The organism is Poseidonibacter parvus (assembly GCF_001956695.1).
GTDB lineage: Bacteria > Campylobacterota > Campylobacteria > Campylobacterales > Arcobacteraceae > Poseidonibacter > Poseidonibacter parvus.
The window spans coordinates 1,951,344-1,963,478 of the sequence record NZ_CP019070.1; the positions used below are offsets into that span (position 1 = coordinate 1,951,344).

Sequence of the window (12,135 nt, forward strand, 5' to 3'; positions counted from 1 at the left end):
TTATTTTTCCTCGTTATTTTCTTCGTTTTCTTCATTATCTAATAATGATGGTGTTTCTTGAACATTTGATTCTGTATTTAAATCTACTGGGTTTAAACCTTCAACTGGTTCAACTACAACAACCTCACCATCTTCTGTATATCTAATCACATTTCCATTTTCATCAACTTCAATTTCTTCAGCTTCTTTTGGACATTTTGCTATTGATACAACTTTATCACCTTTATCAACATTTACAATAATTACACCAGAAGTATTTCTTCCTGCTTTTCTAATTGTTTGCATATCAACTCTAATCATTTTACCAATAGATGTAAGTGCCATTAAGTCTTGAGTTTCATCAACTAAAACTTCTCCAACAACATTACCAGTTTTATTTGATAATTTCATTGATATAACTCCAGAACCTGCTCTATTTGTTAATCTATATTCAGAAACTGTTGTTCTTTTTCCAATACCTTTTTCAGAAATTGGTAATAATTCTTGTGATTCATCTGTAATAACATCAGCATCAACTACAAAATCAGAGTCATGTTTGAACTTAATACCTCTAACTCCTCTTGTAGATCTACCTTGTTCTCTTGTTTTTTCAATATCAAATCTAATACATTGACCTAAACTTGTAAATATCATTAAGAATTGCGAGCTTGGGTCTGTAATTTTAGCAGTTACAATTTCATCAGTATCATCAAGAACAATAGCTCTTACCCCATTTGATCTAATATTTGAGAATTCAGATAATGATGTTCTTTTAACAACACCATTTCTTGTAAAGAATGCTAAAGATTTAGACTCATCAAAATCAGACGTTGGAATAATTGCCATAATTTTTTCATCATCTCTTAGGTTGATTAAGTTAACAACTGCTTTACCTTTTGCAGTTCTAGAACCTTCTGGAATTTTATATACTTTTAACCAGTATAATTGTCCCATATTTGTAACAAACATTAAAGTATCATGAGTATTAGATACAAAGAATTTCTCAATGAAATCATCATCGTGTGTAGTTACAGCTGTTTTACCTTTTCCACCACGTCTTTGTTTTTCATAAGATTTAATTGGTACTCTTTTTACATAACCGTTATGAGTAATAGTAACTACCATTGGCTCATTTGGAATTAAATCTTCAATATCAATTTCATCATAAGAATCTTCAATATCAGTTCTTCTATCAGATGCAAATCTTTCTTTTACTTCTTCTAATTCTTCTCTAATAATTTCATTTAATCTATCTTCAGATTTTAAAATTAATTCTAAGTATTCGATTAAAGCTAATAATTCTTGATATTCAGCTTCTAATTTATCTCTTTGAAGACCAGTAAGTCTTCCTAATCTCATATCTAAAATAGCTTGAGATTGAATATGAGATAATGAGAATCTTTCCTGAAGCTTTTCTCTTGCATCTGCATCATTAGCAGAAGCTTTAATAATTTTTACAACTTCATCAATATTATCAAGTGCAATTTTTAGACCTTCTAAAATATGTGCTCTTGCTTTTGCTTTTTCAAGTTCGAAAATAGTTCTTCTAATAATTACTGTTTTTCTATGTGATAAAAATACAGTTAATAATTCTGGCAATGTAAATACTTTTGGTTCTTTATTGTGAACTGCAAGTAAAATAATTCCAAATGTATTTTCCATTGGAGTTGATTTATAAAGGTTGTTTAATACAATTTCACTCATTGCATCTTTTTTAAGTTCAATTACAACTCTAATTCCATCTCTATCAGATTCATCTCTAACTTCTGAAATACCTTCAATTTGTTTATCTTTTGCTAAGTTTGCAATTTGCTCAATTAGTCTAGATTTATTTACTTGGTAAGGTAATTCATCAAGAATAATAATCTCTTTCTTACCTTTTGTTTCAATATGATGCTTTGCTCTAATTCTTACACGTCCTCGACCTGTATTATAAGCATCGATAATTCCACGACGACCAAAAATAGTTCCACCTGTTGGGAAATCTGGACCTTTAATAAATTGCATTAATTCATCTGCCGTAGCTTCTGGATTATCAACCATATGTAAAACAGCTGCTAATAATTCATTTGAATTATGCGGTGGAATTTTTGTAGCCATACCAACAGCAATACCTTCACTACCATTTAATAATAAGGTTGGAAGTCTTGTTGGAAGAACTGAAGGTTCTTTCATAGTATCATCGTAGTTTGCTGTAAAGTTAACTGTATCTTTGTCTAAGTCTCTCATAACTTCTTCAGCAACTTTTGTCATACGAGCTTCTGTATATCTCATAGCAGCTGCATTATCACCATCAACAGAACCGAAGTTTCCTTGACCATCAATTAGTGGTGCTCTCATTGAGAAATCTTGTGCAAGTCTTACTAATGCATCATAAACTGAGTTATCACCATGTGGATGGTACTTACCAATAACATCTCCAACAATTCTCGCAGATTTTTTATAAGCTGATTTTGATGTAATATTTAAATCATGCATAGCATATAAAATTCTTCTGTGAACTGGTTTTAATCCATCTCTTGCATCTGGTAATGCACGACCAATAATAACACTCATTGAGTAATCTAAATACGAAGCTTTAACAGAGTCTTCAATATTTATATCAATAATATCTTGATTTTCGAAAAGGTTTTCCATGTACATAGGCCTTTGTTTTATAAAATTAAGTTATTTTATCTAAAAAGGGCTTAGCATAAGTTGTAAGAATAAAGAAGAGGAAAAAAATGCATAAAAAAAGGGCTTAAAGCAAAACTTTAAGCCCTTTTAATTAGTAAAGTTATTTAGAATTTTTATATGTAATAATTATATTATAAACTTCATCTTTAAGTTTTAATTTTTCTTTCTTTTTTGTTTCAATTGTAACATCATCAGCATGAGCTTCAATTAATTTTGTAATCTCTTCATCTAAATCATTATGCTTATCAAATAATCTATGAAAATGAGCATCTTTTTGTTTTAATTCTGTAATTAATTCTCTATGTTCGTGAAACATTTTTCGTCCTAGTTTTGAATTTTTGTTATTTAATTATACTCTTAGTTTTCTTAAAAATATTTTACTATGTACGATAATCAGCATTGATTTCTACATACTTATAACCTAAGTCACATCCATAAGCTGTAAATGATTTATCACCTAAACCAATATCACAAATAACTTTAAATTTATCATCTTTTAATACTTCTGAAGCTTTTGCTTCTGTATTTGCATCAAAGCAAAGTTCACCTTTATTATATACAATAATATTATTATATGATATAACTAAAGTTTCTTCATTACATGTAATTTTACTAGCACCAATAGTTGAAGCAATTCTTCCAAAATTTGGATCTTCTCCAAAAAGTGCAGTTTTAACAAGTAGTGAATTGGATAATGCTTTTGCAGCAATTTGTGCATCTTCTTTAGTAAGTGCATTTATTACTTCAAAGGCAACAGCTTTTTTAGCGCCCTCTCCATCTGCTACCATTAACATTGCCATATCATGCATTACTAATCGTAAAGCTTCAAAGAAAGCTTGCTTTTCATATGAGTTTGATTTCTTATTTGCTAGTAACATTACTGTATCATTTGTAGATGTATCACCATCAACTGAAATTGCATTAAAAGTTGTTTCACTATTAACTTTTAATGCTTCTTTCATATCACTTACAGGAATATTTGCATCCGTACAAATAAAACATAACATAGTTGCAAGATTTGGATTAATCATTCCTGCACCTTTTGCAACTGCACCTATTTTAAATGAGCTTCCATCTTCAAGTTTTACTTCATACATACAAGTTTTTGAATAAGCATCAGTAGTCATAATTGCTTTAGATAAGTTTTCACCACTTTTTGATGATAAATCAAAAGATTTTGCACCATTTACTATTTTTTCAATAGGTAAAGGATTTCCAATAACTCCAGTTGAACTCATAATTGGGTTTATTAAATCAAAATCTAATTGAGAAAAGATAGTATCAATATCTTCAATACCTTTTTTTCCAGTCATTGCATTTGCATTTTTTGAATTAATTAAAACAAAGTTTGTTTTAAAGTTTTCTTCATATTGTAAGAAATGTTTTAAAGGAGCTGCTTGAAATTTATTTTCAGTAAAAACAGCTTGAACGTCACAAGGTTCGCTTACATAAATAAAACCTAAGTCATTATCTCCACTTGGTTTTAATCCTGCACTAATGCCATCACAATAAAAACCATCAATTTGGTCGATAAAACCTTTTATAGGTAAGATTGTAAACATTTTATTCATCTCCTGGTTTTCTATTTAGACTTATAATTCTTTTTGCTCTAGCAATTCCTTTTTGTGAACCTACTAATAATAATTTTGAATTAGCACTTATCACAACTGAACCACTTGGCATTTGAATAAACCTACCTTTTGCTTCTGTAATTCCAATTACAGATACTTTAAGTTTATCTCTTAATCGTAAATCTTTCATTTCTTTATTAACTACCCAAGAGTCTTCGTTTACGAAAGCTTCTTCCATATCAATTGGAGTATCTCTTTTATATAAAAACTCATCAAGTACATTTTCCATATCTGGTCTAATTGCCATGGCTGAAACTCTTTTTGCCATTAAAGACGGAGTTGCTACAACTTTATCGGCTCCAAGTTTTTGAAGTCTGATTTTTTCATTTTGTGTTTCTGCATTAGAAATGATTAAAAAAGGACTTCGTCCTAATTCTTTTTCATATAATCTAACAGAAGCAATTAAAGTAATATTGTCTGAAATATTTTTTGATAAAGATATTGCACCTTTTGCCGAAGATAAATGTGATTTCAAAAAAGCTAATTCTTTATATGGTTCTTCTTTTACCCAATATGGATAACCGTTTTCTTTTGCAATTTTTTCAATATCTTCGCTAGGATCTACAACCACAAAAGGAACTTGATTGTCCCTGAATTGTTTAGCTAATTGTAATGTATATTCATTGTGATAAAAAATCACGAAGTGTCTTCTTAATCTTGCAATTTTGTAAAGCATATTTCTTTCCTTATACAAATCAAATAATCGGCCTTTTATTACAGCATCAATTAGTACAGCAGTTGAAAGTGTAAAAGTAGCAAATCCAAAGATTATTAGTGTGACTGTAAAAAATCTACCTGCTTGTGATATTTCAGCAACTTCACCAAATCCAACAGTAGTAAATGTAATACCTGTTTGATAAATAGCATCTAAAATTGGGAAATCATCAATAATTATATATCCAAGTGTTCCTATCATCATGATAACTTGAACTAGTACGAGTGGTAGTCTAAATGGTTTTAGTTGAGAGTATATTAAAGGGTTTAGATCATACTCAGGCTTGGCTGTTTTGAATTCCCAACCAAGCGCTTTTCTGACTCTTCTAAAGATGCTCATGAAAGCACTTTCATTAGCCTTCTATGAGTGTTTTTTAAGAGTTCTTAACTCTTTAGCAGAAATTCTAATTTTCTGAGTAGTACCATCTTCTAAAGTAACTCTTACAGTTCTTAAGTTTGGTAAAAATCTTTTTTTAGTTCTGTTTTTTGCGTGACTTACGTTGTTACCAACCATAGGTCCTTTTCCTGATATTGCGCATCTTCTTGACATTTGTCTTCCTTCTATAGTGAAAAATATTGGCGTATTCTACCTAATTTATCTTAATATTTATTTAAATACTCTCTATGATTGTGTTTAATTTATTTAAATTCTTTGATAATTCATATTTCTTTGCAATTTTTCTGTTTTCTTTTTGAATAAGCTTTAAATCTTCTTCTCTTGATAATAGAGCATCAACTTTAAAACTAGTATTTGGATCACTAGGGTTTTCCATCGTTGCAAAAACATCAATCAACTCACTTGCATAGTTTGTTGTAGTACTTAAAACAGCACATTTACAATACATTGCTTTTAAAATATTTGTTGCAAAACTTTTATTATATGTTGGAAGAATAAAAATATCAGCTGCTAAAAATAAATCATTTGGTTTTTCATAATCTTCTAACAATAAAACTTCATCACCAAAATTGTACTTTGATATTAAAAACTTTAGTGCATTTATTTGATTTTTATCTGAAGAAACTATAATTTGTTTATTCATAGAACGTAAAGTGACAATGATATCAAAGAATTCTTTTACACCAGAAGTTTTCAAATTATTTGCTGTAAAGTATATAATCTTTGGCGTTGAATCTATATCATATTTTTTACATAATTCTTCTTTGATTTGTTTTGGCTTTTTATAGCTCATATTTATACTGGGATAGATAACTTTTATATTCTCTTTTGAGATATCTGTTTTTTCAAGGATTTCTTTTTTAAGTAGCTTTGAATTTACAATAGTTTTTTTTGAGTTTTTAATATTCAAAATTGCTTCTTCATCTAAAGTTCCTGAGTGAAAATAGATATCTGCATATTCTTTTTTTGCAAAAGAAAGTTTTTTTAATAATGTTTGTTTTTTTAAGACAAAAATTCTTTCATCTTTTTCTAATTCTTTTATTAGGTTTGTTTTATTTTTATAATATATTGAAGTTTTAGTCACATTTTCTCTTTATACTAATCTTTTTTAAACAATATATAATTTTCACTTACTAGTCTCTTAATTAAATTAAGAATACATTGTGTTATAATAATATTTATTTATAATAACTGAGGATTATAAAATTGACAAGACAAAAAATAGTTTTTCTTGACAGAGATGGTGTAATAAATATTGATAAACATTACGTTTATAAAATTGAAGATTTTGAGTTTATAAATAATATATTTGATACTTGTATTTATTTCCAAAAACTCGGATATAAAATTATAATTGTTACAAATCAATCTGGCATAGGAAGAAAATATTTTAGTCAAAATGATTTTGATAAATTGTCGGAATGGATGATAAAAGAGTTTAAAAATAAAAAAATTGAGATACTTGATGTTTTTTTCTGCCCTCATACACCAAATGATAATTGTTTTTGTAGAAAACCAAAACCTGGAATGATTACTCAAGCTTGTCAAAAGTATGATATTGATTTAAATACTTCATGGATGATTGGAGATAAAATATCAGATATTGATATGGCTTTTAATGCAGGAATTAAAAACTCAATTTTAATTTCTAGCCAATATTCATACAATATAGATGATCTCAAAACAAAAAATATTGTTGAAGATATAATTGAAACAAAAAATATAATAAAAGCTTAGGATACACTTAGTGAAATACACTGATATAAACTTTAATAACAAAACAATTTTAATAACTGGAGGAGCAGGATTTATTGGTTCAAATCTTGCTTTTTACTTTCAAAATTATTACCCTGATGCAAAAATTATAATCTTAGACTCTTTTAGAAATAATGAGACATTTTCAAATGGTAACCTAAAAAGTTTTGGTCACTTTAAAAATCTTTTAGGATTTAAAGGTCATGTTATTAGTGGTGATATTAATGATAAAAAACTATTAGAAGATTTAGAAGAGAATTATTCTTTTGATTATATTTTTCATCAAGCTGCTATTTCTGATACAACAGTGAATGAACAAGATTTAATGATACAAACAAATGTAAATGCTTATGAAGATTTATTAAAAATTGCAATTAAGCATAATGCAAATGTAGTTTATGCAAGTTCAGCTGCAACTTATGGTGATAGTAATCGCTTTGAAGTTGGATATGAGTCACCAAATAATGCCTATGGTTTTTCAAAAGTAATGATGGATAATATCACAAATGAATATCTAAAAAAAGATTTAAATATTTCAATTGTTGGATTAAAATATTTTAATGTATATGGTCCAAGAGAGTTTTTTAAAAACAAAACTTCTTCAATGGTAGTTCAATTTGGACATCAAATATTAAAAGGACTTACTCCTAAACTTTTTGAGGGAAGTGACAAAATATTACGAGATTTTATTTATATTGAAGATGTAATACAAGCAAATATAAAAGCTTGTAATCCTAAGAAATCTGGAGTTTATAATGTGGGAACAGGAAAAGCTAGAAGTTTTGAAGATATTGTAGATATTTTGCAAAGTGAACTAAATATTGATAAGGGAAAAGAATATATTAAAAATCCATTTATTGGTTCTTATCAATTTTTTACACAAGCTAATATTGAAGATACACAAAAATACTTAGATTATAAACCAAGGTATGAAATGGAAGAAGGCATTAAAGAGTATATTCCTGAAATAAAAAGACTATTTAAAGAAGAAGTAAAATAATGATTAATTTAAAAAATAAAAAGCCTAATATTTTAGTAATTGGTGATTTGATGATTGACCATTATTTATGGGGAAGTTGTGAACGAATATCTCCTGAAGCACCAGTACCTGTTATAAATATTCAAAAAGAAAACCAAGCCTTAGGTGGAGCAGGAAATGTTTTAAATAATTTAAAAACATTTGGTGCAAAAGTATCTGTAATTAGTGTGCTTGGAAATGATAGTATTGCAAGTGAATTAAAAGAAATGCTTGAAAATATTGATATTCAAACAAATATGCTAATAGAAGAAGAAAATAGAAAAACTACAAAAAAAAGTAGATTAATAGCTTCACAACAACAAGTATTAAGATATGACAAAGAAAGTACACAAAATATATCTGATGAAAGTGCATCAAAAATATTAGAATTTTTAACAAAAAATATATCAAAGTATGATGTTCTTCTTTTATCTGATTATGGAAAAGGTGTTTTAACTAAAAAATTAACTCAAGAGATAATTTCTATTTCAAATGAAAATAAAGTAAAAGTATTTGTTGATCCAAAAGGAAATGATTATGATAAATACAAAAATGCTTATGCAATAACACCAAATAAAAAAGAAGCTATTGAAGCTACAAATATTGATATAAAAGATGATTCAACTCTTGAAAAAGCAATAAAAGAATTAAAAACAAATTATCAATTAGACTTAGCATTAATAACTCTTAGTGAAAGTGGTATTGCAATTTATGATGATAAATTAAGAATTAAACCAACTGTTGCAAAAGAAGTATATGATGTAACAGGTGCCGGAGATACTGTAATCGCATCAATTGCTTTTGCAATTGCGAATGGTTTAGATATTGATAAAGCAGTAGAGTTTGCTAATTTAGCAGCAGGTGTAGTTGTAAGTAAAATTGGAAGTGCAACTGCTAGCATGGATGAAATTTATGAATATGAATCAAGTTTACATAAATCAAATTCTTTTTCAAATATAAAAAATATCGATGAAATAAAAGCTATATCTAAACGACTAATTAATCAAAAGAAAAAAATAGTCTTTACGAATGGTTGTTTTGATATATTACATGCAGGTCATGTGAAGTATTTAGAAGAAGCAAAAAGTTATGGTGATATTTTAATTTTAGGACTAAATTCAGATGATTCTGTTAGAAGATTAAAAGGTTCAAATAGACCTATAAATAATCAAGAAGATAGAGCCTATTTATTAGCCGCACTAGATGCAGTTGATTTTGTAGTTATTTTTAATGAAGAAACACCATATGAGTTGATAAAACTAATACAACCTGATTTATTAGTAAAAGGTGGTGATTATATTGGTAAAACTGTTGTAGGTAAAGATATAGCAAAAGAAGTAAAACTTGTTGAATTTGTAGAAAATAAAAGTACAACAAAAATAATTCAAAGGATTTTGAATAATGCAGAAAATGATTGAAAAAGAGTTCTTATCGCATATAGATATTGCTAAATTAACATTTGATAAAATAAAAGATAAATTAGAAGAGGCTTCTTCTTTAGTAGTTGAAACATTAAAAAATGGGAATAAAGTATTAATTTGTGGAAATGGTGGAAGTGCTGCAGATGCACAGCATATTGCAACTGAAATAGTTTGTAAATATAAAACTGTTAGAAAAGGCTATCCTGCTATTGCACTTACGACTGATACAAGTATTATAACTGCTGTATCAAATGACTTTGGTTATGAAATGGTATTTAAAAGACAAATTGAAGCTCTTGCAAATAAAAATGATTTAGTAATTGGCATTAGCACAAGTGGTAATAGTGAAAATATAGTCAATGCATTAAAATATGCAAAAGAGATTGGATGTAAAACTCTTGGGTTTAGTGGAAATGATGGTGGAGAAATTGATAAGTATTGTGATATCAACTTAATCGTACCCTCAAATAATACACCTAGAATACAAGAGCTTCATATTCTATTTGGGCATATTATTTGTCAGATTGTTGATGATAGTTGTTGTTAGTCTATGATTTTCTGGTTGTATTAATACATGCGTAATTAAAATATCTAAAAATACTATAAGTTTTTTATAGTATTTTTAATTTTCCAAATAATAAAAGTATATAAATCATTAAAACTTCTTAGTCTCATTTGTCTTCTACCATAAATTTTATTATCAGAACTAATTTCAGATTTTTTTTCTGAAGAGTTTTCTGTTACAATCTTATTAATCATAGCTAATAAATTGTACTCTTCAATTACCCTTCTTCTAGCTTCTTTTATTGCAGGTAATCTTCTCTCATATTCACCTGGTGTTGCAATAATTTCTTTAATCTTTTCAAGTGAACCTTCAATATCATAAATATCGATTAAAATAATACTATCTTTTGGAAAATATTCATAAATATTTGGACAACCATAATAAATAGGTACAGCAAACCCTAAGAAAGTATCAGCTAGTTTTTCCGTCCAAACATGTGGAGAATAATGGTTTTCTATAGCAACATGGAATTCATAATCATCAATAGCTTCAGCTTTAGTTTCAATCCATTTAAAACCTTTCCCAAATCTTTCTAACTCAGAAATCTTATCTTCCATAATTTTAGTAAAGTCATATCTTAGTTTATGAATAGTATGCCCTTGTTGTTTATTTGAACATACTGTTGATATTTTTTTTATTTTTTTAGGTTCTTTTTGAGCAACTATTTCATCATATGTTTTCCCATAAAACCATACATTACCTGTTTGTGAACGTATAGCATTTAGATGAGGAAGAGATTTTTTATCTTGATTTGTGATTACATATTGAAATTGATTAGTAAAACCTTTCCCATATTTTGTAATAGTATTTGGTTCAGTAGTCACAAATATTGTATTTTCTTTAGGACAAGAAAGAACTTCAGTTTGATTTAACAAAATTTTAGAAACATCATCTTGTATTACTAACCAATCATAATCTCTATTTAAAGGATTAAATGTAAACTGACAATTCCCGACAATTCCTTCTGAATCTTTACTTTGGTTTCTAAATGTTGTATTTTCAGAAGCTTGGCTTCCTCTATGTATCAATTTAACTTTTATATATTTCATTTGATTATACTCTTTAATAATTTTTTTGAAACTAACCTTGAACCTTTAAAATTTAAATGACTAGAATCAGCAAAATAAACATCACTTAAATTTAATATCTTTTGCAAGTTTATATATTTAAAACTATAAACCTTATTTAAATCATATATTTTATTTTGATATGTATTATATTGACTTACGAATTTATCTTCACTGAAAAATATTTCTCTATAAGGTGTTGTAACAAAATAAAAATCTATATTTTTTTCTCTCAAATATTTTAACATATCCTCAAAAGAATCAAAATGATTATTAAGTTTAGTTATATCTGTAATTGCATTCCATCTATCTTGACTCGAATTTTCTTCATTTATTTTTAAACCTATATCTCCATACTTATTAAATCCCAAGTCACTATATTTAGTTTTATTTAAATATCTTCTTTCCCAACCTAAATAATCTTTTAAGTTCTTACTTAAGCTGTTAAAAGTATTAAAATATGCAATAAAATATGAATTATCATATAAATAGTTTTTAACATCTTGAAAATTATAAGGTTTTATACTTTCTCCATAAAAATCAAAATATTGATTTAAATAAATAATTTTTTTTACGTTTGATAAATCTAAAATTTTCATAAAATCAAATATTTCATTAACTTTTAATCCCCATGAAGATAAATTTAATATTTTATCTCCAAGTTTTTCAGATAATATTTCAGTATTAATATTGTTTAATCCCATAGATGAACCAATAATTATTATTTCAACATCTTCTAACTTATTAGTGTTTTTTAAAAACGATAACTTAGCATCAAAAGATATTGAGTTTGTAAATCTAAGAGGTACATTTTTATATGTATTTAAATAAAATATTAAAAAGAATGATACTACTATTAAAAAAATGAGTAAGATAATCCATTTCTTTAACCAAGTTTTTGAATTCATATTA

At 27.0% G+C, this 12,135-nt stretch carries 12 protein-coding genes; 4 read left to right on the forward strand and 8 right to left on the reverse strand.

The genetic code is table 11. The features are described from left to right. From gyrA to LPB137_RS09810, 6 genes are all read right to left on the reverse strand, one after another. Positions 1-2,616 carry a DNA topoisomerase (ATP-hydrolyzing) subunit A gene (gene gyrA / locus LPB137_RS09785; protein WP_076087527.1) on the reverse strand — a complete coding sequence of 872 codons (2,616 nt, stop codon included), beginning with the start codon at positions 2,614-2,616 and terminating at the stop codon, positions 1-3. Between the two features lie 139 nt (positions 2,617-2,755). Beyond that, complete coding sequence (locus LPB137_RS09790) at positions 2,756-2,971, reverse strand: HP1242/YdcH family protein (RefSeq protein ID WP_076087529.1); 216 nt, start codon at positions 2,969-2,971, stop codon at positions 2,756-2,758. A 64-nt stretch (positions 2,972-3,035) separates the two neighbouring features. Then, positions 3,036-4,217 carry a bifunctional glutamate N-acetyltransferase/amino-acid acetyltransferase ArgJ gene (argJ, locus tag LPB137_RS09795; protein WP_076087531.1) on the reverse strand — a complete coding sequence of 394 codons (1,182 nt, stop codon included), beginning with the start codon at positions 4,215-4,217 and terminating at the stop codon, positions 3,036-3,038. 1 nt (position 4,218) lies between these two features. Then, positions 4,219-5,340, reverse strand: a complete 1,122-nt coding sequence (locus LPB137_RS09800; protein WP_076087533.1) for a potassium channel family protein — start codon at positions 5,338-5,340, stop codon at positions 4,219-4,221. A gap of 21 nt (positions 5,341-5,361) precedes the next feature. After that, positions 5,362-5,550, reverse strand: a complete 189-nt coding sequence (gene rpmB / locus LPB137_RS09805; protein ID WP_076087535.1) for a 50S ribosomal protein L28 — start codon at positions 5,548-5,550, stop codon at positions 5,362-5,364. A gap of 61 nt (positions 5,551-5,611) precedes the next feature. Then, on the reverse strand, positions 5,612-6,481 hold the full coding sequence (locus LPB137_RS09810; RefSeq protein WP_076087537.1) for a glycosyltransferase: 870 nt from the start codon (positions 6,479-6,481) through the stop codon (positions 5,612-5,614). A 122-nt stretch (positions 6,482-6,603) separates the two neighbouring features. On the opposite strand from LPB137_RS09810, the gene gmhB reads away from it, so the two are divergent. The 4 genes from gmhB to gmhA are packed head-to-tail and all read left to right on the forward strand — an operon-like array spanning position 6,604 to position 10,138. Next, positions 6,604-7,134, forward strand: coding sequence for a D-glycero-beta-D-manno-heptose 1,7-bisphosphate 7-phosphatase (gene gmhB, locus LPB137_RS09815; protein WP_076087539.1), 531 nt, complete (start codon positions 6,604-6,606; stop codon positions 7,132-7,134). 10 nt (positions 7,135-7,144) lie between these two features. Beyond that, positions 7,145-8,152, forward strand: a complete 1,008-nt coding sequence (rfaD, locus tag LPB137_RS09820) for an ADP-glyceromanno-heptose 6-epimerase (RefSeq protein ID WP_076087542.1) — start codon at positions 7,145-7,147, stop codon at positions 8,150-8,152. Further along, positions 8,152-9,588 carry a D-glycero-beta-D-manno-heptose-7-phosphate kinase gene (rfaE1, locus tag LPB137_RS09825; protein ID WP_076087544.1) on the forward strand — a complete coding sequence of 479 codons (1,437 nt, stop codon included), beginning with the start codon at positions 8,152-8,154 and terminating at the stop codon, positions 9,586-9,588. The genes rfaD and rfaE1 overlap by 1 nt, the downstream gene beginning before the upstream one ends. After that, positions 9,572-10,138: a D-sedoheptulose 7-phosphate isomerase gene (gene gmhA / locus LPB137_RS09830; protein ID WP_076087546.1), complete on the forward strand. Its 567-nt coding sequence runs from the start codon at positions 9,572-9,574 to the stop codon at positions 10,136-10,138. The genes rfaE1 and gmhA overlap by 17 nt, the downstream gene beginning before the upstream one ends. A 53-nt stretch (positions 10,139-10,191) precedes the next feature. On the opposite strand, the gene LPB137_RS09835 is transcribed toward gmhA, so the two are convergent. Then, positions 10,192-11,205 (reverse strand): glycosyltransferase family 10 domain-containing protein, encoded by a 1,014-nt coding sequence (locus LPB137_RS09835; protein ID WP_076087548.1) that lies wholly within the window; start codon positions 11,203-11,205, stop codon positions 10,192-10,194. Beyond that, positions 11,202-12,131, reverse strand: coding sequence for a hypothetical protein (locus tag LPB137_RS09840; RefSeq protein WP_076087550.1), 930 nt, complete (start codon positions 12,129-12,131; stop codon positions 11,202-11,204). Before LPB137_RS09840 ends, LPB137_RS09835 begins: the two co-directional genes overlap by 4 nt. Positions 12,132-12,135: the final 4 nt, after the last annotated feature.